Annotated in this window: 28 protein-coding genes; 11 read left to right on the plus strand and 17 right to left on the minus strand. The window is 44.8% G+C overall.

Annotated features, from left to right (window positions below):
* Positions 1-10: 10 nt before the first annotated feature.
* The 6 genes from R7Q41_RS20585 to R7Q41_RS20610 all read right to left on the minus strand — a co-directional run bounded on the left by R7Q41_RS20585 (position 11) and on the right by R7Q41_RS20610 (position 5,349).
* Positions 11-1,480 carry an RNA polymerase factor sigma-54 gene (locus R7Q41_RS20585; protein WP_005381112.1) on the minus strand — a complete coding sequence of 490 codons (1,470 nt, stop codon included), beginning with the start codon at positions 1,478-1,480 and terminating at the stop codon, positions 11-13.
* Positions 1,481-1,530: 50 nt separating this feature from the next.
* Entirely contained in the window at positions 1,531-2,256 is a 726-nt protein-coding gene (gene lptB, locus R7Q41_RS20590; RefSeq protein WP_005381111.1) for an LPS export ABC transporter ATP-binding protein, read from the minus strand.
* Position 2,257: 1 nt separating this feature from the next.
* On the minus strand, positions 2,258-2,752 hold the full coding sequence (lptA, locus tag R7Q41_RS20595) for a lipopolysaccharide transport periplasmic protein LptA (RefSeq protein ID WP_005381109.1): 495 nt from the start codon (positions 2,750-2,752) through the stop codon (positions 2,258-2,260).
* Positions 2,733-3,296 (minus strand): LPS export ABC transporter periplasmic protein LptC, encoded by a 564-nt coding sequence (gene lptC, locus R7Q41_RS20600; RefSeq protein WP_005381106.1) that lies wholly within the window; start codon positions 3,294-3,296, stop codon positions 2,733-2,735. The genes lptA and lptC overlap by 20 nt, the downstream gene beginning before the upstream one ends.
* Positions 3,297-3,382: 86 nt before the next feature.
* Complete coding sequence (kdsD, locus tag R7Q41_RS20605) at positions 3,383-4,354, minus strand: arabinose-5-phosphate isomerase KdsD (protein WP_005381104.1); 972 nt, start codon at positions 4,352-4,354, stop codon at positions 3,383-3,385.
* Positions 4,355-4,383: 29 nt separating this feature from the next.
* Positions 4,384-5,349: a calcium/sodium antiporter gene (locus R7Q41_RS20610; RefSeq protein WP_005381102.1), complete on the minus strand. Its 966-nt coding sequence runs from the start codon at positions 5,347-5,349 to the stop codon at positions 4,384-4,386.
* A gap of 374 nt (positions 5,350-5,723) precedes the next feature.
* Here R7Q41_RS20610 and mlaF point away from each other — a divergent pair, with 374 nt between their 5' ends.
* From mlaF to R7Q41_RS20650, 8 genes are all read left to right on the plus strand, one after another.
* Positions 5,724-6,527 carry a phospholipid ABC transporter ATP-binding protein MlaF gene (gene mlaF, locus R7Q41_RS20615; RefSeq protein WP_005388422.1) on the plus strand — a complete coding sequence of 268 codons (804 nt, stop codon included), beginning with the start codon at positions 5,724-5,726 and terminating at the stop codon, positions 6,525-6,527.
* Positions 6,517-7,308 carry a lipid asymmetry maintenance ABC transporter permease subunit MlaE gene (gene mlaE / locus R7Q41_RS20620; RefSeq protein ID WP_005381100.1) on the plus strand — a complete coding sequence of 264 codons (792 nt, stop codon included), beginning with the start codon at positions 6,517-6,519 and terminating at the stop codon, positions 7,306-7,308. Before mlaF ends, mlaE begins: the two co-directional genes overlap by 11 nt.
* A 2-nt stretch (positions 7,309-7,310) precedes the next feature.
* Positions 7,311-7,799 carry an outer membrane lipid asymmetry maintenance protein MlaD gene (gene mlaD / locus R7Q41_RS20625; protein WP_005381099.1) on the plus strand — a complete coding sequence of 163 codons (489 nt, stop codon included), beginning with the start codon at positions 7,311-7,313 and terminating at the stop codon, positions 7,797-7,799.
* Between the two features lie 2 nt (positions 7,800-7,801).
* Complete coding sequence (gene mlaC, locus R7Q41_RS20630) at positions 7,802-8,440, plus strand: phospholipid-binding protein MlaC (RefSeq protein WP_005381098.1); 639 nt, start codon at positions 7,802-7,804, stop codon at positions 8,438-8,440.
* A complete protein-coding gene (locus R7Q41_RS20635) occupies positions 8,440-8,760 on the plus strand; it encodes a lipid asymmetry maintenance protein MlaB (RefSeq protein WP_005381093.1) in 321 nt (106 codons plus the stop codon). The genes mlaC and R7Q41_RS20635 overlap by 1 nt, the downstream gene beginning before the upstream one ends.
* Before the next feature lie 3 nt (positions 8,761-8,763).
* Complete coding sequence (gene ibaG, locus R7Q41_RS20640) at positions 8,764-9,018, plus strand: BolA family iron metabolism protein IbaG (RefSeq protein ID WP_005381092.1); 255 nt, start codon at positions 8,764-8,766, stop codon at positions 9,016-9,018.
* A 9-nt stretch (positions 9,019-9,027) separates the two neighbouring features.
* Complete coding sequence (gene murA, locus R7Q41_RS20645; RefSeq protein WP_005388419.1) at positions 9,028-10,284, plus strand: UDP-N-acetylglucosamine 1-carboxyvinyltransferase; 1,257 nt, start codon at positions 9,028-9,030, stop codon at positions 10,282-10,284.
* A gap of 155 nt (positions 10,285-10,439) precedes the next feature.
* Complete coding sequence (locus R7Q41_RS20650) at positions 10,440-11,165, plus strand: 1-acylglycerol-3-phosphate O-acyltransferase (protein ID WP_005381088.1); 726 nt, start codon at positions 10,440-10,442, stop codon at positions 11,163-11,165.
* A gap of 85 nt (positions 11,166-11,250) precedes the next feature.
* Here the strand turns inward: R7Q41_RS20650 and R7Q41_RS20655 are convergent, their stop codons facing one another.
* The 6 genes from R7Q41_RS20655 to arcA all read right to left on the minus strand — a co-directional run bounded on the left by R7Q41_RS20655 (position 11,251) and on the right by arcA (position 15,840).
* Positions 11,251-11,640, minus strand: coding sequence for a RidA family protein (locus tag R7Q41_RS20655; protein ID WP_005381087.1), 390 nt, complete (start codon positions 11,638-11,640; stop codon positions 11,251-11,253).
* Between the two features lie 130 nt (positions 11,641-11,770).
* Positions 11,771-12,232 carry an aspartate carbamoyltransferase regulatory subunit gene (pyrI, locus tag R7Q41_RS20660; protein WP_005381086.1) on the minus strand — a complete coding sequence of 154 codons (462 nt, stop codon included), beginning with the start codon at positions 12,230-12,232 and terminating at the stop codon, positions 11,771-11,773.
* A gap of 15 nt (positions 12,233-12,247) precedes the next feature.
* Positions 12,248-13,177 (minus strand): aspartate carbamoyltransferase, encoded by a 930-nt coding sequence (gene pyrB / locus R7Q41_RS20665; RefSeq protein ID WP_005381085.1) that lies wholly within the window; start codon positions 13,175-13,177, stop codon positions 12,248-12,250.
* Positions 13,178-13,263: 86 nt separating this feature from the next.
* Complete coding sequence (locus tag R7Q41_RS20670) at positions 13,264-13,359, minus strand: hypothetical protein (RefSeq protein ID WP_005381084.1); 96 nt, start codon at positions 13,357-13,359, stop codon at positions 13,264-13,266.
* A gap of 99 nt (positions 13,360-13,458) precedes the next feature.
* Complete coding sequence (locus R7Q41_RS20675) at positions 13,459-14,463, minus strand: ornithine carbamoyltransferase (RefSeq protein ID WP_136976376.1); 1,005 nt, start codon at positions 14,461-14,463, stop codon at positions 13,459-13,461.
* Between the two features lie 156 nt (positions 14,464-14,619).
* Positions 14,620-15,840 carry an arginine deiminase gene (arcA, locus tag R7Q41_RS20680; protein WP_005381082.1) on the minus strand — a complete coding sequence of 407 codons (1,221 nt, stop codon included), beginning with the start codon at positions 15,838-15,840 and terminating at the stop codon, positions 14,620-14,622.
* Between the two features lie 583 nt (positions 15,841-16,423).
* Here arcA and rraB point away from each other — a divergent pair.
* Entirely contained in the window at positions 16,424-16,837 is a 414-nt protein-coding gene (rraB, locus tag R7Q41_RS20685; protein ID WP_005381081.1) for a ribonuclease E inhibitor RraB, read from the plus strand.
* Positions 16,838-16,991: 154 nt separating this feature from the next.
* Entirely contained in the window at positions 16,992-17,792 is an 801-nt protein-coding gene (locus R7Q41_RS20690) for a glycosyl hydrolase 2 galactose-binding domain-containing protein (RefSeq protein ID WP_318144647.1), read from the plus strand.
* Between the two features lie 19 nt (positions 17,793-17,811).
* Here the strand turns inward: R7Q41_RS20690 and R7Q41_RS20695 are convergent, their stop codons facing one another.
* The 5 genes from R7Q41_RS20695 to pepA form a co-directional block, all read right to left on the minus strand.
* Positions 17,812-18,717 (minus strand): bifunctional helix-turn-helix transcriptional regulator/GNAT family N-acetyltransferase, encoded by a 906-nt coding sequence (locus R7Q41_RS20695; protein WP_080276939.1) that lies wholly within the window; start codon positions 18,715-18,717, stop codon positions 17,812-17,814.
* Positions 18,718-18,832: 115 nt separating this feature from the next.
* Complete coding sequence (locus R7Q41_RS20700; protein ID WP_005381078.1) at positions 18,833-19,237, minus strand: DUF2061 domain-containing protein; 405 nt, start codon at positions 19,235-19,237, stop codon at positions 18,833-18,835.
* 203 nt (positions 19,238-19,440) lie between these two features.
* Positions 19,441-22,299 carry a valine--tRNA ligase gene (locus tag R7Q41_RS20705; RefSeq protein ID WP_318144648.1) on the minus strand — a complete coding sequence of 953 codons (2,859 nt, stop codon included), beginning with the start codon at positions 22,297-22,299 and terminating at the stop codon, positions 19,441-19,443.
* Between the two features lie 96 nt (positions 22,300-22,395).
* On the minus strand, positions 22,396-22,845 hold the full coding sequence (locus tag R7Q41_RS20710; protein ID WP_031777270.1) for a DNA polymerase III subunit chi: 450 nt from the start codon (positions 22,843-22,845) through the stop codon (positions 22,396-22,398).
* Positions 22,846-22,960: 115 nt separating this feature from the next.
* Complete coding sequence (gene pepA, locus R7Q41_RS20715; RefSeq protein WP_005381073.1) at positions 22,961-24,469, minus strand: leucyl aminopeptidase; 1,509 nt, start codon at positions 24,467-24,469, stop codon at positions 22,961-22,963.
* Positions 24,470-24,669: 200 nt separating this feature from the next.
* Between pepA and lptF the strand changes: the two genes are divergently transcribed.
* On the plus strand, positions 24,670-25,770 hold the full coding sequence (gene lptF / locus R7Q41_RS20720) for an LPS export ABC transporter permease LptF (protein ID WP_005381072.1): 1,101 nt from the start codon (positions 24,670-24,672) through the stop codon (positions 25,768-25,770).
* The last annotated feature ends 1 nt before the right edge of the window (position 25,771 follow it).

The raw sequence follows: 25,771 nt of genomic DNA on the forward strand, positions 1-25,771 counted from the left end.
AGTTAGTGCCTTATAATAGGCGTTTACGCTGACTTGAAGGGGCAATTCCCAAGGATTCGCGATATTTGGCTATCGTACGTCTTGCGACCTGAATCCCTTGGTCAGCCAGAAGAGCAGCAATCTTGCTATCACTCAGTGGTTTGGCAGTATTCTCTGCTGCGACCAGTTTTTTAATGAGTGCACGAATTGCTGTTGACGAACATTCTCCGCCGTTGTCAGTACTAACATGGCTAGAGAAGAAGTACTTCAATTCAAAAATACCACGTGGTGTATGCATAAACTTTTGCGTTGTTACACGAGAAATCGTGGATTCATGCATGTCCACAGCCAAAGCGACATCATTGAGTACCATTGGCTTCATGGCTTCCTCACCATACTCGAAGAAATCTTGTTGATGTTCAACAATACATCTTGCAACTTTGAGTAGCGTCTCGTTTCTACTCTCTAAGCTCTTAATTAACCATTTTGCCTCTTGCAAATTGCTGCGGATGTACTGGCTATCCGCGCTATTACCTTTGCCTAATTGAGCATATTGTTGATTTACTTTTAATTTTGGCACGCTATCCGGGTTTATAGAAACGGTCCATTTGCCATTGTCTTTAAAAACGGATACGTCTGGAATTACGTACTCGGTATCATCAGGAGTGATGCGACTACCTGGACGAGGATCTAACTGTTGGATAAGCTTTAAGACTTCACGAAGATCGGCTTCTTTCAGCTTAGTCTCTTTGATGACGAGCTTGTAGTCTCGGTTGCCTAGGTGATCAATATGATCCGCAAGTATCATTTTGGCTTCAGCAAGCCACGGCGTGTCTTCTGGGAAGGTCGTCAGTTGCAGTAACAAACATTCTTGTAAGTTACGTGATGCAACTCCAAGAGGATCGAATTGTTGAATGCGTTTACGAACGGCTTCTACTTCGTCTAACTCTATCTCTTCATTATCGAAGCTCTCATGAATCTCTTCAGGCGACAAAGTTAAATAGCCGTAGTCGTCAACAGCGTCAATAATCGCTAATGCAATCGTGCGGTCGGTTTCACTGAATGGTGTTAGGTCAAGCTGCCACATGAGGTAATCATGTAACGATTCAGTGGTTTCGCCTTGGTAGACGGGCATATCATCATCAAGAGCTAAGCCAGTGCTACCAGTATTAGCGCTGTAGACGTCATCCCAAGTCGTGTCGATTTCAAGTTCAGAGCTAATTTCTGATTTCTCTATCACATCGGAGCTATCTGGAACGTCAATTTCTGTTGGTTCGCTAGCACTGTTGCTATCAGCAGCCTCGACCGCTGACTTATCTTCACCGTTTGCTAGAGGCTCGTCTTGGCCTTCTTCAACTTCCAATAATGGGTTTGAGTCCAACGCTTCTTGGATTTCTTGTTGAAGATCGAGTGTCGACAATTGCAATAAGCGAATCGCTTGCTGCAACTGTGGCGTCATGGCTAACTGCTGACCTAGCTTGAGTTGTAATGAAGGTTTCATTCAGTGTTACTTACCTTGTAATGCTCAGAATCTTACCGTTCCTAATATAATCATAGACGGAATTGTTCGCCGAGATAAACTTGTTTCACCTGTTCATTATTGAGAACTTCTGCCGGAGTTCCCGATGCAATTAGGTGCCCTTGGCTCACGATATAGGCTTTTTCACATACGTCCAGTGTTTCACGTACATTATGGTCAGTGATTAACACTCCGAGACCACGATCGCGCAGATGCTCAATGATTTTCTTGATGTCATTAACCGAAATTGGGTCAACACCAGCGAAAGGTTCATCCAATAAAATGAACTGAGGGTTGGCCGCTAAAGCTCGAGCGATTTCCACCCTGCGTCGCTCACCCCCTGATAGTGCCATACCAGCACTGGTTCTGATGTGCTGGATGTGGAATTCTTCCAACAAATCTTCCAGTTTATCTTGGCGCTCTTCCCTCGTCATTTCTTGACGAGTTTCAAGTACGGCCATGATGTTATCTTCTACTGAAAGCTTACGGAAAATCGACGCTTCTTGCGGAAGATAGCCAATGCCAAGGCGTGAACGGCTATGCATCGGTAAAATACTGATGTCATTGTCGTCAATGGTAATGGTGCCCTCATCACGAGGTACTAAGCCGACAATCATGTAAAACGAGGTGGTTTTACCCGCGCCGTTTGGACCGAGTAGCCCAACAATCTGACCAGATTCAACTTCTAAGCTAACATCAGTGACGACTTTGCGTTTTTTGTAGCTTTTCGCCAAGTTTTTCGCACTCAGTACTGCCATATTAGTTCTCTATCTGATTGGGTTGCAAAATGGTCGTAACGCGCTCTTCCTTAGAGCTATCTGCGACTAGCTTTTGTTTACCAATTTGGTAACGAATCGAAGAACCTTTGATGGTGTTGTTGTCTTGCGCCAGCTGCGCTTGACCTTTCATGGTCAGTTCGTCTGTAGAAATACGGTAATCCAGCTCCGTAGCTTGACCACTAAGTGTTTTACCATCGTCCATCAGCTGAGAAAACTTCGCAGGTTTACCAAATGCTTGAATCTGTTTAATTGCTTCGGTTTTAGGATCGCGAGTTACCACGATTCTATCAGCATCGATATTGATGCTCCCTTGCTTAAGAGATACATCGCCTTCAAAAACAACCTGGTTACTCTTCATATCCACCTGTTGGGTGTCAGAGTTTATGTAAACCGGCTGTTGAGTATCCGACTTGAGTGCCAGCGCTTGAGGCGCCGCCAATACCAGTGCCAGTAGGCTAAGGTGTAACGGTTTCATATCGACCTTGAACTTCATCTGTCAGAGTCGCAGTATGCTGTTTTAAGTTACCTTGCATTGCGCCTCCAGTAGTTTCAAATTGTGGTCCAACCAACATTACTTGTTGGTCAGCTTTAAAATCACGATTGGTTAGATTAATGACCAATTTGTCTGTTGCCATGGTATCAAAACTCGCACCAGGCAGAAGATTTTGCATTAAGACTTTGTCATATAAAGTCAAAACTTGGTCTTCATCTAACACTGCTCTTGTGGCAGTCACCTTCCATTCAATGACGCTACCTTCACGGTAAACCATCAAAGTCGGGTTATTAAAAATAGTATCTCCACTCTTAGCATAATGGTCTAAGTTAGTGGAGCGAATGATGTAACTGCGGACACCATCTTCACCGTAGGTGATGTTTTCTAATCCAGAACCACTGAACATGGGCAGTTCAGAATCTGGTGCTACTTGAATTGCGTCGTTGCCTTTAGGGGTTAGTAGGTAATAACCGCACCACGCTACAACGAAGATCAAGAGCAAATAAATAAGGCGAGTAAAACTCATATAATGAAGGCCTATCGTTTAGCTCAGTACTTCCCTGACCATTGCCTTTATTCGTCTAATAAATGATTTAAATGTTTGTGCTGATATTACATCACGCCAGCTTTTAGTAAATCGTGCATGTTCAGTGCACCCACAATTTTTTCGTCTTTACATAAAATCAGAGCGTTAATGTTTTTATTCTGCATCAAGTTCAAACCTTCAACCGCCAGCATATCAGGGTGTGCTGTGGTTGGGTTTGTCGTCATGACCTCGCCAATTGCCGTCGTATGAATATCGATACGCTTGTCTAAGGTACGACGTAAATCACCATCGGTGAATATACCAAGCATAGCATCGTGCTCATCGACGATGGCTGTCATGCCTAAGCCCTTTTCTGAAATTTCAAGCAGGGCATCGCGAATTAATGCGTCAGGAGAAACTTTAGGTAACGCTTCTCCAAAGTGCATAATATCAGACAACTTAAGTAGCAGTTTTCTCCCCAGTGCACCACCTGGGTGAGATAGGGCAAAATCTTCGGCAGAAAAACCACGAGCTTGAAGCAGAGCTACGGCTAATGCATCTCCCATCACTAATGTGGCAGTCGTACTGCTAGTTGGCGCCAGGCCTAACGGACAAGCTTCTTGAGGTACCGTAATTTGCAGGTGTAAGTCAGACAGCTTGGCCATATTTGATTCTGGCTTACCTGTCATGCTGATGATCTTAATATTCAGGCGCTTTAATACTGGAAATAGAGACAGAATTTCGTTTGATTCACCAGAGTTAGAAATTGCCAGCACAATGTCACCAGGGCTAATCATACCCAAGTCACCATGTGCGGCTTCGCCTGGATGAACGAAAAACGCCGAAGTCCCAGTGCTTGCCAGAGTGGCGGCAATCTTGTTACCAATATGGCCTGACTTGCCAATACCCATAACGACAACTTTGCCGTTGTTGGAAAGGATAAGTTCACACGCTTTTTCAAATTGATCATCAAAGTAGGTATCTAGCTCTTGCAGAGCAGCAACTTCGATATCAAGAACTTGTTTAGCAGCAGCGCGAAAATCAAATTGATTGGACATATCAGATCTCTACTTATTGATCGTGGTAATTAAGCGGTCATGTTTGCGAATAAGTACACTTGGTAACCTAAGAAGCACACAAACAAGATGGCACCTTCAATACGGTTAATACTGCGTGATTTACCCAAACACATCGCGACAAGTAACAATGAAACTCCTAACATGACCCAGAAGTCACGTCCCATCGCGTACTCACTGAGCACCGATGGATTAATGATGCCAGGAATCCCCATTACCGCCAGAATGTTAAACACATTCGAACCGATAATGTTACCGACAGCCATGTCGTCTTCACCCTTTAAAACTCCCGCAAGTGATGCGGCTAGTTCTGGCAGGCTAGTGCCAATGGCGATAATAGTTAGACCGATAACAAGGTCGCTCATACCAAAGTGTTTAGCAATAATTACCGCGTTATCAACCAGCATGCTGGCTGCCAAAGGAAGCAGTATCAAGCCAATAACCACCCACATGATTGCTTTAGGGTTACTGACGCCTTCTGGGATCTCTGACTCTTGGTCATCAAGAAAAACATCACCTGATTTTTGCTCTTTGCGGCTGATTTGCAACATAGCAAATAAAAATGCCCCAAAGAGTACAAACAATAAGACACCCTCATAAAAACCGAGATGGCTATTCCAAAGCAGAATACCAGCGAGTACGGTTACGGCTATCATGAGTGGAAGTTCTCGGCGGATGACGGCGGAGCTAATCGACAAAGGCTTGATCAGCGCTGTAATACCTAGGATTAACGCAATGTTCGCTATGTTTGAGCCTAATACGTTACCCACCGCTGTATCTGTTTTGCCATCCCAAGCAGCGGTTGCAGATACCATCATCTCAGGGGCGGATGAGCCCATCGCGAGGATTGTCATGCCGATGACAAGCGGGGAAATACCGACGTTGCGGGCTATCGCTGCAGAGCCAAAAACAAGTTTATCTGCACTCCAAACAAGCAAAACAAGACCGACTATAAGCAACGCAACGGCTTCGAGCATGAGAATTCCTAAGTATTAAATAAGTAAAATGAATAACCGCTAATTTTGACCTTTTGCGGCCTAAAATGGAAGATAAACGAAGAATAAATTAAAGGTTAGTAACGAAAATGTATGTAAATCTCACTCATTTAAATGAGCAATTCTGGTCTAGGATTTAAACACTTCGTGCTAATTCGGTCATAAACCATGAGAAATTGCAGGGATATACTCGACTTTATTTAATTGAACAGTGCTTTAAATTCAACGCCAATGTGCTTATGATTGCAGCCTAATAAATGTACCGACGTTACTTTATTAAACGTAGAATTCAACTCCGATGAGTATCTGCTTGATGATTCCGTGAGTTGCAACGCTCCTACAGTAGAAGAGATGATATGTCGAACAACGATTTAGTCACCGTGAACAACCTCACTTTTTCACGGGGAGAACGCATGATCTTTGATGATATTGATCTGCATGTTCCTGAGGGCAAAGTGACGGCCATTATGGGACCATCGGGAATTGGTAAAACAACACTGCTGCGTTTGATTGGTGGTCAGTTGTATCCCGAGCAAGGAGAGATCTGGTTTGATGGCGACAATATTCCCTCTCTCTCGCGTAAAAAACTCTACCATGCTCGAAAGAAAATGAGCATGTTGTTCCAGTCAGGGGCTTTATTCACTGATTTGAATGTTTTTGATAATGTCGCCTTTCCATTGAGAGAGCATACCGATTTATCGGAAGATTTGATTCGCACCATGGTGTTACTCAAGCTCGAAGCTGTCGGTCTGCGCGGCGCGGCGCAATTAATGCCGAGTGAGCTTTCAGGTGGTATGGCAAGACGCGCTGCTTTGGCTCGTGCAATCGCACTTGATCCTGACCTGATCATGTACGATGAGCCGTTTGTGGGGCAAGACCCAATCACTATGGGCGTTTTGGTTGAGCTAATTAGCAATCTAAACCAAGCGTTAGGTTTGACCTCTATTGTGGTTTCTCACGACGTACCTGAAGTCATGAGTATTGCTGACTGGGTATACCTGATGGCCGATGGAAAAATCATCGCCTATGGTACGCCAGAAGAGCTGACTCAAAACTCTGATCCTCGTGTCCAGCAGTTCTTACAAGGTGATGCCGACGGTCCTGTACCGTTTCGTTTCCCTTCTCAAAGTATCGAAAAGGACTTATTTGATGGTCGATAACTTCATTCACTTTGTCGCCTCGCTGGGTCGACGCACGCTTTCTATTTGCGGAGCATTTGGTCGTGCGACTTTCATGTTGATTGGGGCGCTATTTTCTAAGCCACAACCGATCAGAAGCTTTCCTCTGCTTGTTAAGCAACTTTATTCTGTTGGTGTTCAGTCGCTGGCGATCATCGTCGTATCTGGTCTGTTCATTGGAATGGTTTTGAGTCTACAAGGCTATGTTGTGTTGGTGGATTACGGCGCAGAAGGCAGTTTGGGGCAAATGGTAGCGCTTTCGTTACTCCGTGAATTAGGACCCGTTGTTACTGCACTTTTGTTTGCTGGTCGTGCCGGTTCTGCGTTAACCGCAGAGATAGGTCTAATGAAAGCAACGGAACAACTGTCTAGCCTTGAAATGATGGCGGTAGACCCATTGAAACGAGTGATTGCACCACGGTTTTGGGCTGGGGTTATCTCAATGCCTTTACTGGCTATGATTTTCATGGCTGTGGGAATTTGGGGCGCTCAGCTTGTTGGTGTTGACTGGAAAGGCGTTGATCACGGCAGTTTTTGGTCAGCGATGCAGTCCTCTGTTGAGCTAGGGCAAGACATTGGTAACAGTATGATCAAATGTTTTGCGTTTGCAATTACGGTTACTTGGGTCGCTCTATTTAACGGTTATGATGCTATTCCAACATCGGAAGGGATCAGCCGAGCAACTACGCGCACTGTTGTGCATTCTTCTTTAGCAGTACTAGGATTAGACTTTGTACTGACCGCATTGATGTTTGGGAATTAATCATGCAACAAACACGTAAAACTGAATTATGGGTTGGCAGCTTTGTATTAGCGGGAATTTGCGCGATTCTTGTGATGATTTTTCAAGTTGCTGACGTAAAAAGCATTGGCTCTGGTGATACTTATACCCTCAAAGCCGAGTTCGATAATATTGGCAGTTTAAAAGTTCGTTCTCCCGTAAAAGTGGGGGGCGTTGTGATTGGTCGAGTAAGTAGTATTTCGCTTAACCCAGACAACTTATTGCCAGTTGTAACACTATCTATCAATAGCAAATACAATCAGTTCCCAGAAACGTCGAGCGTACAAATTTTGACATCTGGCCTGATTGGTGAGCAATACATTGGTTTAGTACCTGGCTTCGTTTTTGATGATGAAGTCATGCTGGTGGATGGTGATACCATCGAAGACACCAAATCGGCGCTTGTGCTTGAAGACTTAATTGGTCAAGTACTATACAGCGTAGGTGGTTCAGACGACTCAAGTAAGGAATAACTATGTTAGCGAGATTACTACTTTCAGTTTGTGCTGTGTTTAGCGTCTTTGGAGCAACAGCAGCAGAGGTGGATAAAACTGAACCTTATAAGATGATGAAGCAGGTAGCTGAAGTCACGTTCGAAAGATTGAAAGCCGAACAGCCGAAAATCAAACAAGATCCAAATTTACTTAAAGTGATCGTTGAAGAAGAGCTAATGCCTTACGTCAACTACCGCTATGCAGGGTTAAAACTTCTTGGTCCAAACTTAAAAGGTGCTAAGCGTGAAGATGTACTTGAGTTTATCGATGCATTTCGTGCTTACCTGATTGCGTCTTATGCACAAGTGTTGACGCAATACTCTGACCAAAAAATTGAGTTTGGTCCTGAGCCTAGCATTGATGACTCTAAGCGTATTACAAGCATTAAAGTTGATATCATCGATACTCCGCGTCCAAACATCAAACTTGAGTTTAAACTGCGTAAAGACAACCAGTCTGGTGAGTGGGAAGCATTCGATATGATTGCAGAGGGCATTAGTTTGCTTTCTAGTAAACAATCCGAATGGAACAGTAAAATTCGTCAAGAAGGTATTCTATCTGTTGCTAAAGACCTAGAAAAATTGGCCGCAGAACCGATCCGCTTCGAGGCGAAGAAATAATGGCCCAGACTCCCGCTCAGTGGCAATTGGATCAAAACATTCTTAAGCTAACAGGGGCACTTGATAGAGATACAGTGCCTTCATTGTGGGCGTATGCACAGCAATGGCAACCTGCTCAATCGGAGCTGGAATGCTCGCTAAAAGAGATAGAGCGCGTCGACTCTGCAGGAATGGTGATGTTAATCCACTTATTAGAGCATGCAAAAAAGCAAAACTGTCATATAATGCTCAGTTTCGTGCCGGCGCAACTGCGCACTTTGTTTCAACTGAGCAATGTTGAATCTTTAGTGGCCAAACACATACAGAATTATCAGGGGTAAATTGTGGATAGCGCAAAAGTACAACAGTTATTAGAAGAAGCACTAAACCTTCAAGAAGTGCATGTGAAAGGTGAAGGTAGCCACTATGAAGTGGTTGCTGTTGATGCTTGTTTCGATGGAATGAGCCGCGTTAAGAAGCAGCAGCTAATTTATGCTCCTCTGATGGAATACATCCAGCGTAACGACATTCACGCATTATCAATCAAAGCGTTCACACCAGAAGAGTGGGCTCGTGATAAGAAATTGATGTCGCTTTAAGGTTTATTGATGGAAAAGTTTCGAGTTATTGGGTCAGATAAACCACTAGTTGGTGAAGTGACCATTTCAGGTGCAAAAAACGCAGCACTGCCGATTTTATTTGCGTCTATCTTGGCGGAAGAGCCAGTAGAAGTGGCAAACGTACCACACCTTCGTGATATCGACACAACTATGGAATTGCTTAAGCGTTTAGGCGCGAAAGTAAGCCGCAATGGCTCTGTTCATGTTGATCCAAGCAGTATTACAGAATACTGCGCGCCTTATGATTTAGTGAAAACCATGCGTGCTTCTATTTGGGCTTTAGGTCCTTTGGTGGCGCGCTTTGGTCAAGGTCAGGTTTCTTTACCAGGCGGTTGTGCCATCGGTGCCCGTCCTGTGGATCTGCATATTTCTGGTTTAGAGCAGCTTGGCGCAACCATTACATTAGAAGATGGTTATGTGAAAGCAGAAGTGGATGGTCGTCTAAAAGGCGCGCACATCGTGATGGATAAAGTCAGCGTAGGCGCGACGATCACCATCATGTGTGCCGCAGCGCTGGCGGAAGGCACAACAACACTAGATAACGCTGCGCGTGAGCCTGAAATCGTCGATACCGCTGATTTCCTAAATAAGCTTGGCGCAAAAATCTCTGGCGCTGGCACAGATACCATTACGATTGAAGGTGTTGAGCGCTTAGGCGGTTGTAAACACAACGTGGTTGCTGACCGTATTGAGACGGGAACATTCCTTGTCGCAGCAGCAGTATCTGGCGGTAAAGTGGTATGTCGCAACACTAATGCTCATTTGCTTGAAGCGGTTCTCGCCAAGCTGGAAGAAGCTGGCGCGCTTGTCGAAACGGGTGAAGATTGGATCTCCGTTGATATGACCGACCGCGAGCTAAAAGCGGTAAGTGTACGTACTGCGCCACATCCTGGTTTCCCGACGGATATGCAAGCTCAATTTACGCTACTGAACATGATGGCGAAAGGTGGCGGCGTAATCACTGAGACTATCTTTGAAAACCGCTTTATGCACGTACCAGAACTCATGCGTATGGGCGCTAAAGCTGAGATCGAAGGCAATACGGTTATCTGTGGTGATGTTGAGTCACTTAGCGGTGCGCAAGTGATGGCAACCGATCTACGAGCTTCGGCTAGTTTGGTTATTGCAGGTTGCATTGCTAAAGGCGAAACCGTCGTTGATCGTATTTACCATATCGACCGTGGTTACGACAAAATCGAAAATAAACTGGCTGCACTTGGCGCAAATATTGAGCGAGTGAGCTAGGCAAGTTAAACTGCACCGCAGGTAACTTGGATATCAAGAGAGCCGAAACCTGAGTTTCGGCTTTTTTATATCACTCTCATGACCATATTTTCCCTTTATGGAAAGAGAGATATTAATAGCTGTATCTGGCAAAAGCCGGTTCCTGGAGAACAAGAATGATTGCACTGTTACGTGTATTTGCTGTCGCTATCTTTGCGATTGTTATGTTTATTGGTGGTTGTGGTTACTGCCTATTAAGCCCTAGAAACCCTAAGCACGTTTTCACTTTTGGCCGTTTGTTTGCCAAGATGTCTCGTGTGTTTGGGATTAAGTTAGAGTTGCGTATCCCTGAAGATGCGTATTCACGCGGCCAACATGTTTACATTGCTAACCACCAGAACAACTGGGACATGTTTACTGTTTCTGCGGCTGTGACTCCGAAAGTTGTGACAGTAGGTAAAAAGAGCTTGGCTTGGATGCCACTGTTTGGTCAGCTTTACTGGCTTACGGGTAACATTCTGATTGACCGAGCGAATCGTTCTAAAGCAAAAGGTACTATCGATCAGGTCGTGAGCAGCATGAAAGAAAGTGATGTTTCGGTGTGGATGTTCCCAGAAGGCACGCGTTCTCGTGGACGTGGTTTGCTGCCATTCAAAACAGGTGCTTTTCATGCGGCAATTGGTGCAGGTGTGCCAATCATTCCTATCGTATGTAGCTCGACGAATAAAATTAAGCTGAACCGTTGGAACAATGGTCATGTGATTGTTGAAATGCTACCTCCAATCAGCACTGAAGGCTATGGTAAAGAGGGCATTCGCGAGTTAGCGAATATCTGTCGTGAACAGATGAAAGAGAAGCTTGAATCGTTAGATGAAGAAGTCAAACAGCGCAACGCTGCTTAAGTTTTACTGCGATATCATCACGAAAAGACAATAAAAAACGGGTAGCCTGAGCTACCCGTTTTTTTATGTTTGTCAGCAAGTGCAATTATTTGCGAACAGCGATTGCTTCAATCTCGATGCCAACATCTTTTGGTAGGCGAGCCACTTCTACACAAGAGCGTGCAGGGTAGTTTGCTACGCCGTGCTCATCAAAGAACTTGCCGTAAACTTCGTTCACTGTGCCAAAGTCATTTAGGTCTTTAACAAAAACCGTTAGCTTTACAATATCAGATACTTTAAGACCTGAAGATTCAACTACAGCCTTTACGTTTTCTAGAGACTGACGAGCTTGTTCTGCGATATCAGCAGACACTTCACCTGTCGCTGGGTTTACTGGGATTTGGCCTGAAGTAAGAACCATGTTACCTAGATCTACGCCTTGAACGTAAGGACCGATTGCTGCTGGTGCAGACTCAGTGTGAAGTACTTTCGTCATTTGATTTTTTCCATCAGTTGTAGGGAATAAAGATTCTCAGTTTGCCTCTAAACCCTCGGTAGGTAAAGAGCAAAATACCCTGACATTGCAGGGTATTTTAAACGTATCACAGCCTAGTCGTGCGGCGTGTTTATCGCTCGGTTACGATCTCGCGTGAGAACACTTTCTCGCAGTATTTACACTTTAGGCGGATTTCTTGTTTCTTCTCGAACACGCTAAAGCTGCTTTCTACTGGTTCATTATGAGAAATACAGTTTGAATTCGGGCATTCAAATACATCATTGATGCGCTCAGGAAGCTCTAACGCGAGCTTTTTCACCACTTCATAGTTCTCGATTTGATTCACGGTCGCGTGAGGAGCATACAACGCTAGCTTGCTCGCTTGCTCTTCATTGATAAACACATTTTCGATTTTGAGTAGATCTTTATGACCGAGTGCTGATGATGGCAAGTTCAGTCCAATCGTTACGCGTTGTGATGAATTGTGCATATCGAACAGTCTTAATACTTTGATGCCGATTTGCGCAGGGATGTGGTCGATGACCGTACCATTTTTGATTGCTTCTACCTGCAATTGAGTTTCTTTAGCCATGATTTTTCCCCTCGATTACAGTGTTTCGTTTAGAACAAGCGCCAGCAGTGCTTGGCGAGCATACACGCCATTTTGAGCTTGCTGGAAGAAGTAAGCATGAGGCGTTTTATCAACATCAGTTGTGATTTCATCCACACGTGGTAGTGGGTGCAGTACTTTCAAGTTCTCACGTGCGCCTTCTAGTAGTGCCGCCGTTAGGATGTAAGCCGACTTAATATGTGCGTATTCCGATTCGTCAAAGCGTTCTTTCTGTACGCGTGTCATGTACAGAATATCCAGTTCAGGAATCACACTTTCCATGTCTGTGTGTAGGCTATATTGAATGCCAGCTTCGTCTAGTTCTTCGCAGATGTAATCTGGCATTGCCAGCGCATCTGGTGCAACAAAGAAGAAGCGGATGTTGTTAAACTTTGCTAAGGCTTGAGTCAGTGAGTGCACTGTGCGGCCATATTTTAGATCACCTACGAATGCGACGTTCAGGTTGTCTAGACGCCCTTGTGTTTCCGCGATGGTGTATAGGTCGAGTAGCGTTTGAGTTGGGTGTTGGTTTGCACCGTCGCCCGCGTTGATCACTGGCACGCCATTTGAAAATTCAGAGGCCAAGCGAGCGGCGCCTTCTTGTGGATGACGCATCACAAAGGCATCGACGTAAGAAGAGATGACTTGTACTGAATCTGCGAGTGTTTCGCCTTTTTTCGCCAGAGAGGTATTACCATCATTATCAAAGCCAATCACGTCACCACCAATGCGCTGAATCGCTGTTTCAAACGATAAACGTGTACGTGTTGATGGTTCAAAGAAACAACTTGCAACGACTTTGTTTTTAATCAGTTCTGGTCGAGGTGCTTTTTTAAGGCTACCTGCTGTTTCTACGATAAGTTCCAGTTCTTCGCGTGAAAGCTCTGGAATAGAGATGATGTGCTTCTGGTAAAGCGAGTTCGCCATGATCTTCTTCCCTATAACATTGATGACTACATCCAAATAACCGAAAGGAATTTTGGACATAAAAAAACCTCCCCAATGGGGAGGTTTTAAAATTCAATAGAATTAACGAAAATAACACCACGTAAGCGTAGTCGCTTAGCGAGAGCAAATCGCGTTTTTACGTCAGCAATCAGCGTGGTCATTTCTTAATCCTCAGACAAATTGCCGAGCATTATACGCTTAACTTTCGTGAGCGCAAGCGATTACATCATGGTTTTTATCGGCTGTTTTTGCGCACTGGTTTAGCTTCCTAGCGTCGCAACCATCACGGCTTTGATGGTATGCATACGGTTTTCAGCTTCGTCGAATACGATGGAGTATTCCGATTCAAATACCTCTTCTGTTACTTCAAGGCCTTTCATACCGTATTTTTCAGCGACTTCTTTGCCGACGGTGGTTTCATCATTGTGGAAAGCTGGAAGGCAGTGCATGAATTTCACATGTGGATTACCCGTTTGCTCAATCACGTCCATATTGATTTGATAAGGCGTCATTAACGCTACACGCTCATCCCATGCCTCGGCAGACTCACCCATAGACACCCAAACGTCGGTGTATAGGAAGTCACAACCTTTCACACCTTCCTCAACGCTTTCTGTTAACGTGATTTTTGCACCGGTTTGTTGCGCGATAGTTTGACAAGTTGCCACGAGCTCCTCTTCAGGCCAGAACGCTTTTGGCGCGACAAGGCGAATATCCATGCCCATTTTCGCTGCGCCCACCATAAGTGAGTTACCCATATTGTTGCGCGCATCACCTAGGTAAGCGAAGGTTACTTCATGTAGCTGTTTACCACGGCCGTGCTCTTGCATGGTCAGGAAGTCAGCAAGGATCTGGGTCGGGTGGAACTCATCCGTTAAACCATTCCAAACTGGAACACCAGCATAAGTACCAAGCTCTTCAACAATGGATTGGCCAAAGCCTCGGTATTCAATCCCGTCGTACATACGACCAAGAACACGAGCGGTGTCTTTCATCGATTCCTTATGACCGATCTGCGAGCCAGAAGGGCCGATGTAAGAGACTTGAGCACCTTGGTCAAAGGCAGCGACTTCAAACGCACATCGGGTACGAGTCGAAGATTTCTCAAAGATTAGTGCGATGTTTTTACCTTGAAGTTTCTTCTGCTCTGTTCCTGCATATTTAGCTTTTTTCAGCTCTGCAGACAGTTCGAGCAAAAACTGGATTTCTTTGGTTGAGAAGTCCAATAGCTTCAAAAAGTTGCGGTTACGTAAATTGAAAGCCATAGCTCGTCCCTTAGTACATGTGATTAGATTAATAGAATTTATTAAAACATATAAATGCTTTTATTGTGAATAATTATTTTTAATTAAAGCTAAAAAAGGTTGATGTATTCACATCAACCTTAGTTTTGATTCACCTAATGTAAAGGGACGAGTAAGTTATATATCGTCTCGTTCTATTGGACAGCTCATACAGCGAGCGCCACCGCGACCACGACCAAGCTCGTTACCAGGTACTGTCAGTACTTTGATGCCAGCTTTATCGTATTTTTCGTTGGTGTATACGTTGCGTTCGTAACCAATTACTACGCCCGGTTTTACAGTCAGAACGTTATTGGCGTCATTCCATTGTTCGCGTTCCGCTTCATAGCTGTCGCCACCAGTGGTGATGATTTTCAGCTGATCTAAGCCAAGAGCGGACTCAATCGCGTGCAGATAGTTATGTGAGGCTTCAACATGCATTTCACCGTTGCCTTTTGGTGTTAAGCGCCATGTGTCGAGATCTTTGCGCATGATCTCAGGGTAGACAGAGAAAGTATCTACATCCATATGGGTCATCACGGTGTCTAAATGCATACATGAGCGGTGTTTAGGCAGATCAATTGCAATCACTTCGGTCGCTTGGCCTGCTTTAAATAGGCTCGCTGCAAGGTTCTCTACGCCTTGCGCGGTCGTACGCTCAGACATACCGATAAGAACTGCACCTTTACCAATAACCAACACATCACCGCCTTCGACATTAGCATTATCATAATGCAGATCATCGTCACCGAAGTATTTAATAAAATCTTGGCCAGCAAAAATTGGGTGCCAACGATAAATCGCACGTAGGTGGTTTGTTTCACGTTGGCGTGCAGGCATCATCATCGGGTTAAGAGAAACGCCGCCATAAACCCAACATGAGGTATCACGAGTAAAGAGGTGATTAGGCAGTGGCTCAATAACAAAGTCGAGAGGACGCTTCATTTTTGGCAGCATAGAAGATGAGGAGATCGGTAGCTCTGAGTATGCTAAGCCACCTAAAAAGATGCAGGCAAGATGTTCATCATCCATTTCTGAAAAGTATTGGCGTAGGTCTCGCGCAAATGTTGGCCCGTAGCGAAAGTCAGAAATCTGAGTGTTCAGCAGCCATTGTTTTGCTTCTGGAACAGCGAGGGTTTCGACCAGTAAATCGTGGAGGAGAAGCACTTCAACGTCTTGCTCGCGCAGCGTACGTGCGAATGCATCGTGCTCTTCACCTGCCGCTTCTACAGCAAGAACGTCATCAAATAGCAACTCATGACAGTTTGACGGAGTTAAGTGGGTTAGGGCGCGTTCAGGGCGATTTAATAGAACTCGTCGAAGTTGACCAACTTCTGATCCAACGTACAGCTTGCTCATTTTGTATCCTTACAAATTTTCCAGCCATTAGTTATGACAAGCTTCCTAGAAAGATGCAAGTTATCAAGCTTTGTTTATATTCTGGTGTTTCTGGTTTTGTGAGTTTTTTATTTTTATTTTGATTCTTATGAAATTTATTATTAGATATAAATGCTATTTTACTAAAATTAGAGTGCGTGCGTTTTTATTCTAATTTTCCCGTTGAGAAAGAATACACGCACAGTGCATAAAACGTGCATTTTTATTCTAAATTATGCATTATTAAAGTGAATTTATTCGTTATGCTTCTTCGTTTTACACGTGAGTGTATTCAAGAAAGCATCATAAACACGCATAGAAAGAGAAAATAACCACATTAAGTGTCAATTAGGATGTTCTGAATATTAAAAAATGCCATTCTTTGTTAATTTTTTGTTTCTTTGTGTGGTCGGTTTAATATTTAGATTCAAATAACCGATAAGAATCGCAGTGGTATGATGTTTGTTTGTGGCTTTTCATCGCAATCCATGCCATATTTCACCGGATCAGCATACTCAGTATCGGGTATTGTGTTTCCATCAAGTAACTAATCTGGAGCCAAAACATGTCTCACGAAGATGAATATCTATCAGTAGAAGAATTAATTGAGATTCAAAAGGAAGAGACTCGCGATATCATTGCAGCATTGCTAGAAGATGGCAGCGATCCAGATTCGCTATACGAAATTGAGCACCACCTGTTTGCAGAAGATTTTGACACGCTAGAAAAAGCGGTAGTTGAAGCATTCAAGATGGGCTTTGAAGTTCTTGAAGCAGAAGAAACTGAAGATGAAGATGGTAACAAGTTGCTTTGCTGTGATGCGACTATGGAGTCCGCACTAGACGCAGAAGCGATTGATGCGCAAGTTGAAAAATTGATTCACTTGGCAGAAAAATACGACATCATCTATGACGGTTGGGGTACGTACTACGAAGGCGAAGATGCGCTTTACCCTGAAGAAGATGAAGACGACGAGTAATCAAAGCTCACTACTTTTGGAAAAACCAGCGTTTAACGCTGGTTTTTTTATTCCTTGAAAAACTGACGAATGTGGAGGCGATAAATAATTCACATTGAGTTTATAGGGGATTTCTCCCTATAATGCGTGAAAATTGATCTAGCTCAAGGTGTATATGCAACTCTCACTCGCCGGTTTATGGCAAGTCTCTCCACTGACGGACCTTTCTATCCCACAGGATGACATTACTTTCCCTGCTCCTTTGAGTCAGGTATTGCCAGCTGAACTGACAGAAGAAGCAATTCGTCAGCAAGAGTGGCACCTGATGCATGACATTGAAGTGGACGAATCCATGATGGCATTCCCAGCGGTAGAAATGGTGTTGGGTGGTGTGGATTACCATGCAGAAGTGCGTTTGAACGGAGTAGCATTGTTCGACTGTGACGGTTCTCAAAATGTCTACAAGAAAGACATTCGTCCGTTCATGCAAATGGGGCGTAACCGCTTTGAAATCTTGTTCTTAGAGGAAGAAGAGGATCTTCTGTTTGATGAAGATAAACCTGAGCTGTGCTCTCTGTCCGATCATGAATATAAAAAAAGTGATGAGCGCTTAGGGGTATGGCAAGAACCGTATCTGCAGTTCATTCGCAATGTGCGTTTAGACCGCGTGGCTACCGAACAGATTTGGCACCACGGTGGTGGTTGTGAGTTTAAAGTAGACTTGTACTATCAAACTTTTTTGCCGGGCCTGGTCTCTGCATCGGTTAAGTTTAATGGTATGACTTACCATATTCCTATTGATGTCCGAGCGGAGCATGCGAGCGCTTTATTCCAGATCGAAGCGCCAAAGTATGCCGTTCTTACTGATCCTGATCCAAGTGATCTCTACCAGTTGTCTGTTGAGTTGGATGGGCAGCACCAAAACTTCACTGTTGCCTTGAGCCAGGAGCTTTGTGTTACCCATGTTGTGCTTTAACTCTTAGTAATGCTCTTTATTACAGTGTTTTAAGCATTACGACTTCACATGCATCATGCCCTGTTTGTCCAAGCGGGGCATCGAGATGCTCAAAGCCTAGCTTTTCATACAAGCTTACCGCTTCTCTCAGACATTCAGTTGTCTCTAAATAGCACTGCTGATACCCAAATTGTTTCGCCAATTGTAAGCTCAATGCGACGATGCGTTTGGCTAAACCGTGTCCTCGTGTTTGAGGTAAGAAGTACATCTTTTGTAGTTCACACACATTTGGCTCGCCAGCTAAAGGGGCAAAGCCACCGCCACCAACGATCTCTCCGCGATGTTCAATGACCCAATAGGCGGCCCCGCATTGATTGTAAACCGAATACATATCATCAAGCGTTGGATCGGCCACACCATAACCTTTGTCTGCGGTTAAGCCGTATTCTGCAGAGACTTTACGAATCACATCTGCGACTTGCGGGTTGTCTGCTTTAGTAAGAGGTCGAAGAACGTATTCCTCAGCCTGACACACTTTTGTTAGCCCTTTTAGGTAAGTCTCTAGACCAAGTTTGAGTTGCTCTTGCTCGCTGTCATCGAGTTGGGTAAGCAGTTGTTCAAAGAAGTGGTTTTGCTGTTGGTCCAGTTGTGATAACGCCTGTTGGCCTTGCTCTGTAATCGCTACGAGTTGACTACGTTTGTCTTTTGGGTTTTCGATGCTCTCGACCAAACCTAATTTAATCAAACCAGTAACGGTTCGGCTCGCGTTGGACTTGTCGACATTAAGCTGCTGTGCCAGCTGATTGATGGTCAATGGCTGCAATTGGATTTCACCCAATGCGTGCGCTTGCACTGGAGTGAGAGCGACATCGCCGCATTGTTTATCAAGCATACCAAGCAATCGGACGGCTTGACGGGAGTAGTGTCGAAGTTGACGAGCGTTCATTATCACTTACCTCTAAAAATAAAGTTGCGCACCGCAATTAAATTAATTGCGGTGCGCAACCTTGTCAATGGTAAATGTCATTTTTCTCGTTAGGAGACGTAGTGAGCCTCCATATTTAAGCGTGGTGATGTAAACAAAACTGCGGTGCTGGAGCTTTTTCTGATGATTTACGCATCCATACTTTCTCGTGGAAGTAGTAAGCCACCGTGTTCAAACTTGGCTCTAGCATCGCCATTACGCCGCCGACAAATGCATCACCTGTTAGTAAGTAAACCACGGTAAAAGCGACGCTGAAGTGCACGGTCGCAAAGCTTGCGGTTTTTAATTTGGTCATCCACTGACGAGCTTTAAGTGCTGGGACTTTTGCCCATGCCTTTTCATGAAAGTAGAAGGCTACGGTGTTCACTGAAGGCTCAATCATGGCAATTAAACTACCAATTAGAATGTCGCCTGTGAGTACGTAAGCGACACTAAATGCGATAGTAAAATGCAGTGCTGCGAAAGTTAGTGTCTTTTTCATGATAATTACTCAATCGTGTTTGTTTCGATGAGCTTATTATCGATAATAATTCTCATTAATGCTAATGGGTAATGAGTATTGTTGTGATAGGGGGAAGCTATTGATGATGGTTTTGGTGAAATGTATACAAAAAAGGTTGGCCATGATGACCAACCTTTTGAACCAAAAAGTGAGAAGTGCTAATTCTTCTCTTTCACTGAGGCTTAAAGCGCAGCGATCGTTGTCTTCTGCTCTTCTAGCTTAGCTAGCGTTTCTTTGTAGCCTTCAAGCTTCTCACGCTCTTTAGCAACAACTGCTTCAGGTGCTTTCGCTACGAAGCCTTCGTTACCTAGTTTGCCTTCGATACGCTTGATTTCGCCGTGAGTCTTCTTGATTTCGCCATCTAGACGAGCAAGCTCAGCATCTTTGTCGATCAGACCTGCCATTGGGATCATCAACTCAGACTTACCAACCAGTGCTGTCGCACATGCAGGAGTTTGTTCGCCAGTTTCACGCACGCGTACTGCTTCTAGCTTCGCTAGTGACATCAGTACTTGCTTGCTTGCTTCTAGACGAGAGGCATCTTCTGCATTTGCTGCTTTCAGCATAACGTCAAGCGGCTTACCAGGGTTGATGTCGTATTCAGCACGTAGGTTACGGATGCTGGTAATGAACGCTTTCACCCATTCAATGTCGTCTAGCGCTTCTTGGTTGAAGTTTGCTTCGTCGAATTGAGGCAGTGCTTGCAGCATGATTGTCTCGCCTTCTACACCTTCAACTAATGGCTTGATGCTTTGCCAGATAGTTTCAGTGATGTAAGGAATCACTGGGTGAGCTAGACGTAGCGTCTTCTCAAGAACCGTGATGAGTGTACGGCGAGTACCACGCTGTTGCGCTTCAGTACCTTTCCATAGAACGGGTTTAGTTAGCTCTAGGTACCAGTCACAGAATTGGTTCCAGATGAATTCGTAAAGCGTGTTCGCAGCCATATCTAGACGGAAGTTGTCGATATGGTTGTTAAACGCTTTCGCTGCGAGTTCAAACTGAGACTCAATCCACTTGTCTGCTAGTGAATATTCAATCTCACCACCGTTGAAGCCACAATCTTGCTCTTCTGTGTTCATCATTACGTAACGGCTTGCGTTCCATAGTTTGTTACAGAAGTTACGGTAACCCTCAAGACGTTTCATATCCCAGTTGATATCACGACCTGTTGATGCCATTGCTGCAAGAGTGAAACGCAGTGCGTCTGTACCGTATGCTTCGATACCGTTTTCAAACGTCTTACGAGTGTTCTTCTCGATCTTCTTCGCTAGTTGAGGCTGCATCATGTTGCCACAACGCTTCTCTACGAGAGACTCTAGGTCGATACCATCGATCATGTCGATTGGGTCAAGTACGTTACCTTTCGACTTAGACATCTTGTCGCCGTTTTCGTCACGGATTAGACCAGTAACGTAAACCGTTTTAAATGGTACTTGTGGCTTGCCGTTTTCGTCTTTCACGAAGTGCATGGTCATCATGATCATGCGCGCAACCCAGAAGAAGATGATGTCGAAACCAGTTACTAGAACGTCTGAAGGGTGGAATACTTTCAGATCGTCAGTTTGCTCTGGCCAACCTTGAGTACCGAACGTCCATAGTGCAGAAGAGAACCACGTATCCAGTACGTCTTCGTCTTGGTGAAGTTCAATGACAGACTCTAGGTTGTTGTTCTTACGAACTTCTTCTTCAGTGCGACCTACGTAAACATTACCTTGGTTGTCGTACCAAGCTGGGATGCGGTGACCCCACCATAGCTGACGAGAGATACACCAGTCTTGAACGTCACGCATCCAAGAGAAGTACATGTTTTCGTATTGCTTAGGAACGAATTGGATGTCGCCGTTTTCTACTGCTTCAACTGCGGTTTTCGCTAGAGGCGCAGTACGTACGTACCATTGGTCAGTTAGCATTGGTTCGATAACCACGCCACCACGGTCGCCGTAAGGAACTTGTAGATCGTGATCTTTCACTTCTTCAAGTAGGCCTAGCTCGTCGAATTCAGCAACGATAGCTTTACGAGCGGCAAAACGCTCCATACCGTGGTATTTAGCTGGTAGCTCAGTGCTGTAAGCGTCGCTTGCTTCGCCGTTAGTGTTGAATACTTCTGCTGAGTCGCGGATGTTCGCGTCGAAAGTCAGAATGTTGATCATTGGTAGCTGGTGGCGCTTACCTACTTCGTAGTCGTTGAAGTCGTGCGCAGGTGTGATTTTCACACAGCCAGTACCTTTTTCCATATCTGCGTGCTCATCGCCCACGATTGGGATGCGACGATCAACGATAGGAAGGATGATTTCTTTACCGATAAGATCTTTGTAACGTGGATCTTCTGGGTTAACTGCAACACCCGTATCGCCTAGCACGGTCTCTGGACGAGTCGTTGCAACAACGATGTAGTCTTTGCCATCCGCTGTTTTAGCGCCATCTGCTAGTGGGTAGCGGAAGTGCCACATGTGGCCTTTAGTGTCTTTGTTCTCTACTTCTAGATCTGAAATCGCTGTGTGTAGCTTTGGATCCCAGTTAACTAGACGCTTACCGCGGTAGATTAGATCGTCTTCGTATAGACGTACGAAGACTTCTTGAACGGCGTTAGATAGACCATCGTCCATCGTAAAGCGTTCACGATCCCAGTCTACAGATGCGCCAAGACGACGAAGCTGCTTAGTGATAGTGCCGCCAGATTCGCCTTTCCATTCCCAGATTTTGTCGATGAAAGCTTCACGACCGTAATCGTGTTTTGTTTTGCCTTCTTCTGCAGCGATCTTACGCTCAACAACCATCTGAGTTGCGATACCAGCGTGGTCAGTACCTACTTGCCAAAGGGTGTTTTTACCCTTCATACGTTCACAACGGATAAGCGTATCCATGATCGTATCTTGGAACGCGTGGCCCATGTGTAGGCTACCAGTGACGTTCGGTGGCGGGATCATGATGCTGTATGATTCTTTAGTAGTGTCACCGTGTGGCTTAAAGTAGCCTTTCTCTTCCCAAGTCTGATACAGAGCTTGTTCGATTGAAGTTGGGTTGTATGTCTTTTCCATAGCGCTCTTTTAATGGATACGTTGATGGTTGAATCTTAGTCAATCTTTATAAGTGAGGGATCTTAACAAGATCGCCTTAACTATAAGGATTGACCGTTAAGGATATTGAATTTCGATCGTTTGCAGCTGGTAACCTGCTTGACGGTAAATTTTATATCTTTCTCTTGCGAGTTGTTTAGCTTTTTCTTCGCAGGGCACGAAGTCTACCACTTGAGCAAACTTGTTCGCAAAGGTTGTCTCATTTTCCGCCAAATTAATTACCAGCTGACGGTTCCAATTAGGTTTTACACCTTCATGGCCGATTTCAATATTGGTGGCGTATTTCGGTCCCTCGCCTACGAGGTTATGTGCCATGAACTTGTCTGCATCAACTTGCCAAAAGGCTTCAGCGAGCTGCTCGGCGTGTGGTTTGTCTTGGCAGTTTAAATACACTTTAGCGCCTTGGCGAGCAAAGTGCTGAGCCAAAAACACGATGTATTCTTCAAAGCCAGCCACCGTTGCTTGCGGGCTCTCTTCGTTAATGATGTAGAAGGTTGCAGTTTGCATCATTCTCTCACTTGCCTTGGGTCTCTTCCTAAGACCATCTTAAGTCCCACTTTCATTTTAGAAAATTAGGATAATAAAAAAGGGCCTTGCGGCCCTTTTAGATTCTGTTCAGAAATTACTCTTCTGTCTCTTGGCCGCTGCGGTTCAAAAGGAATTGGACAAGCATTGAGACAGGACGGCCCGTTGAGCCTTTCGCTGCGCCTGATTTCCACGCGGTACCTGCGATATCGACGTGTGCCCAGTTGTACTTCTTCGCGAACTTAGATAAGAAGCAACCCGCAGTAATTGTGCCACCAGGGCGACCACCAATGTTTGCCATATCCGCAAACGGGCTCTTCAACTGTTCGTGGTACTCGTCTGCCATTGGTAGACGCCATGCACGGTCACTCGCTTGCTCAGAAGCGTTTACTAGCTCATGAGAAAGAGGGTTGTGGTTAGAGATTACGCCGCTGATATGGTGGCCTAGTGCGATAACACAAGCACCAGTTAGCGTTGCAACGTCAACCACGCAGTCTGGTTCGAAACGCTCTACGTAAGTCAGTGCGTCACAAAGAACAAGACGGCCTTCAGCATCCGTGTTCAGAACTTCTACAGTTTGACCAGACATGGTCGTTAGGATGTCACCTGGACGGTAAGCGTTGCTGCCAGGCATGTTTTCACAGCCCGCTAGAACACCAATAACGTTGATTGGTAGGTTTAGCTTCGCTAGCGCTTTCATTGTACCGAATACCGATGCCGCACCACACATGTCGTACTTCATCTCATCCATACCTTCGCCCGGCTTTAGAGAGATACCGCCTGAGTCGAAGGTTAGACCTTTACCTACGAGCACAATCGGTTTTGCATCTGAGTCAGGGTTACCTTTGTACTCGATGATAGACATCATAGATTCGTTTTTAGAACCACGGCCTACTGCTAGGTAAGAGGTCATACCCAGTTTTTCCATCTCTTGCTCACCAATGATTTTGGTGGTTACGGTTTCGTAATCGTCCGCTAGACGACGAGCTTGAGAAGCAAGGTAAGCTGGATTAGCTACGTTTGGCGGCATGTTGCCAAGGTCTTTTGAGGCTTTGACACCTGATGCGATAGCAAGACCATGAGTGATTGCTTTTTCACCCAAGTTCAATTCACGACGCGTTGGTACGTTGAAAACAAGCTTGCGCAGTGGGCGGCGAGTCTCAGGTTTCACGCTCTTGAATTGATTAAATGTGTATAGACCATCTTTAGTCGCTTCTACAGCCTGGCGCACTTTCCAGTATGTATCACGACCCTTAACATGCAGTTCAGTTAGGAAACATACCGCTTCCATTGAGCCTGTCTCGTTAAGTGTGCTGATCGTCTTTTGAATGATTTCCTTGTACTGGCGCTCGCCAAGTTCACGCTCTTTGCCGCAACCGACAAGTAAAACGCGCTCTGACAAAACACCTGGTACTTGATGCAGTAGCAGCATCTGACCAGGTTTACCCTCTAGATCACCACGGCGAAGTAGTGAACTGATGTAACCGTCACTGATTTTATCAAGTTGTTCGGCTACTGGAGAAAGGCGACGTGGTTCAAACACACCAACAACGATACATGCGCTACGTTGTTTCTCTGGACTGCCACTTTTTACACTGAACTCCATGCGTACTCCTACATCCTGAAGACAAATTGCTCTAAATGTTAGATAATGATCGCTTACTTGTTGAATTTTAGCTCCAGGCTTACATGCAGAGCTGATTAAGCGACTAACATCTAGTTTATAATTTTTAAAAAAATAAATGGTTCAACGGGAAACTATAGTGATTCGACCAAAAAAACAAGTTTTGTATAGGTAATTTCAGCGTGATTATTGTTAGATATTTGATCCGCGAAACACTCAAGAGCCAATTTGCGATTTTTTTCGTACTTTTTTTGGTGTTTGTAAGCCAGAAATTCATAAGTGTTCTTGCTGATGCTTCTGATGGGGATATTCCTGCTGGATTGATTTTCTCGATTGTTGGTTTGAACATGCCAGCAATGGGTCTGTTAATGCTGCCTTTAAGTCTGTATATCGGCATATTGATCACATTTGGTCGTCTGTATGCAGAGAGCGAAATTGTCGTAATGAACGCGACAGGTATTGGTAATAAATTCTTGGTTCAAGCGGCCTTATACCTAGCGTTGATTACTTCAGCGGTGGCGGCTTTCAATGCGTTGTGGCTATCGCCGTGGTCTCAAGACCGCGTTGAGCAGCTTTATGAGCAGGTAGCGTCAGAAAACAGCGTTGACCTACTTAAAAAAGGTCAGTTCCAAGGTACACCAGACGGTTCATCGGTTGTGTTCATCGATGACATTAAAGACAATACCTTGAGCAACGTTTTTGTTGCGCAGATGCGCCCTCGAGATTCAGTGTTACCAAGTGTGATGTTCTCATCTTCTGGTGAAGTAAAAGAGCTTTCGGACGGTCGTCAGATCATCACTATGAAAGAAGGTACGCGTTATGAAGGTGTGCCTACTCGCGTTGAATATATGATCACGAAATTCGATGAATACGAAGGTGTTATCGGCCAACGTGAGGTCAAAAAGAAAGGGCGAGACTGGGAAGCATACCCAACGGTTGACTTGATAGGTCACCCAGATCCAGAGGCGCAAGCGGAGCTACAATGGCGAATTTCGTTATTTGTGTGCATTCCACTCTTAACAATGCTCGTTATTCCTTTGTCTGCGGTGAATCCGCGTCAGGGACGGTTTGCCAAAATGGGGCCTGCGATCCTGATCTACCTAGCGTATTTCTTGGCGATCAGTGCAACCAAATCTGCATTAGAAGATGGTGACATCCCGGCTGCTATTGGTATGTGGCCAATCAATGCGATGTTGCTGATTGTTGCTATCATGGCGAATATGATGGATAGCGTTGCTGCTAGACGAATAAAAGACAAATTCCGCAAGAAGAGGCTCGCGTAAG

It is taken from the genome of Vibrio sp. 2096, from assembly GCF_033339595.1.
Lineage (GTDB): Bacteria > Pseudomonadota > Gammaproteobacteria > Enterobacterales > Vibrionaceae > Vibrio > Vibrio alginolyticus.

Coding starts and splice junctions, on each gene's coding strand:
- R7Q41_RS20585 (WP_005381112.1), bottom strand. CDS start 1,480: ATGAAACCTTCATTACAACTCAAGCTAGGTCAGCAGTTAGCCATGACG.
- lptB (WP_005381111.1), bottom strand. CDS start 2,256: ATGGCAGTACTGAGTGCGAAAAACTTGGCGAAAAGCTACAAAAAACGC.
- lptA (WP_005381109.1), bottom strand. CDS start 2,752: ATGAAACCGTTACACCTTAGCCTACTGGCACTGGTATTGGCGGCGCCT.
- lptC (WP_005381106.1), bottom strand. CDS start 3,296: ATGAGTTTTACTCGCCTTATTTATTTGCTCTTGATCTTCGTTGTAGCG.
- kdsD (WP_005381104.1), bottom strand. CDS start 4,354: ATGTCCAATCAATTTGATTTTCGCGCTGCTGCTAAACAAGTTCTTGAT.
- R7Q41_RS20610 (WP_005381102.1), bottom strand. CDS start 5,349: ATGCTCGAAGCCGTTGCGTTGCTTATAGTCGGTCTTGTTTTGCTTGTT.
- mlaF (WP_005388422.1), top strand. CDS start 5,724: ATGTCGAACAACGATTTAGTCACCGTGAACAACCTCACTTTTTCACGG.
- mlaE (WP_005381100.1), top strand. CDS start 6,517: ATGGTCGATAACTTCATTCACTTTGTCGCCTCGCTGGGTCGACGCACG.
- mlaD (WP_005381099.1), top strand. CDS start 7,311: ATGCAACAAACACGTAAAACTGAATTATGGGTTGGCAGCTTTGTATTA.
- mlaC (WP_005381098.1), top strand. CDS start 7,802: ATGTTAGCGAGATTACTACTTTCAGTTTGTGCTGTGTTTAGCGTCTTT.
- R7Q41_RS20635 (WP_005381093.1), top strand. CDS start 8,440: ATGGCCCAGACTCCCGCTCAGTGGCAATTGGATCAAAACATTCTTAAG.
- murA (WP_005388419.1), top strand. CDS start 9,028: ATGGAAAAGTTTCGAGTTATTGGGTCAGATAAACCACTAGTTGGTGAA.
- R7Q41_RS20650 (WP_005381088.1), top strand. CDS start 10,440: ATGATTGCACTGTTACGTGTATTTGCTGTCGCTATCTTTGCGATTGTT.
- R7Q41_RS20655 (WP_005381087.1), bottom strand. CDS start 11,640: ATGACGAAAGTACTTCACACTGAGTCTGCACCAGCAGCAATCGGTCCT.
- pyrI (WP_005381086.1), bottom strand. CDS start 12,232: ATGGCTAAAGAAACTCAATTGCAGGTAGAAGCAATCAAAAATGGTACG.
- pyrB (WP_005381085.1), bottom strand. CDS start 13,177: ATGGCGAACTCGCTTTACCAGAAGCACATCATCTCTATTCCAGAGCTT.
- R7Q41_RS20670 (WP_005381084.1), bottom strand. CDS start 13,359: ATGACCACGCTGATTGCTGACGTAAAAACGCGATTTGCTCTCGCTAAG.
- R7Q41_RS20675 (WP_136976376.1), bottom strand. CDS start 14,463: ATGGCTTTCAATTTACGTAACCGCAACTTTTTGAAGCTATTGGACTTC.
- arcA (WP_005381082.1), bottom strand. CDS start 15,840: ATGAGCAAGCTGTACGTTGGATCAGAAGTTGGTCAACTTCGACGAGTT.
- rraB (WP_005381081.1), top strand. CDS start 16,424: ATGTCTCACGAAGATGAATATCTATCAGTAGAAGAATTAATTGAGATT.
- R7Q41_RS20690 (WP_318144647.1), top strand. CDS start 16,992: ATGCAACTCTCACTCGCCGGTTTATGGCAAGTCTCTCCACTGACGGAC.
- R7Q41_RS20695 (WP_080276939.1), bottom strand. CDS start 18,717: ATGAACGCTCGTCAACTTCGACACTACTCCCGTCAAGCCGTCCGATTG.
- R7Q41_RS20700 (WP_005381078.1), bottom strand. CDS start 19,237: ATGAAAAAGACACTAACTTTCGCAGCACTGCATTTTACTATCGCATTT.
- R7Q41_RS20705 (WP_318144648.1), bottom strand. CDS start 22,299: ATGGAAAAGACATACAACCCAACTTCAATCGAACAAGCTCTGTATCAG.
- R7Q41_RS20710 (WP_031777270.1), bottom strand. CDS start 22,845: ATGCAAACTGCAACCTTCTACATCATTAACGAAGAGAGCCCGCAAGCA.
- pepA (WP_005381073.1), bottom strand. CDS start 24,469: ATGGAGTTCAGTGTAAAAAGTGGCAGTCCAGAGAAACAACGTAGCGCA.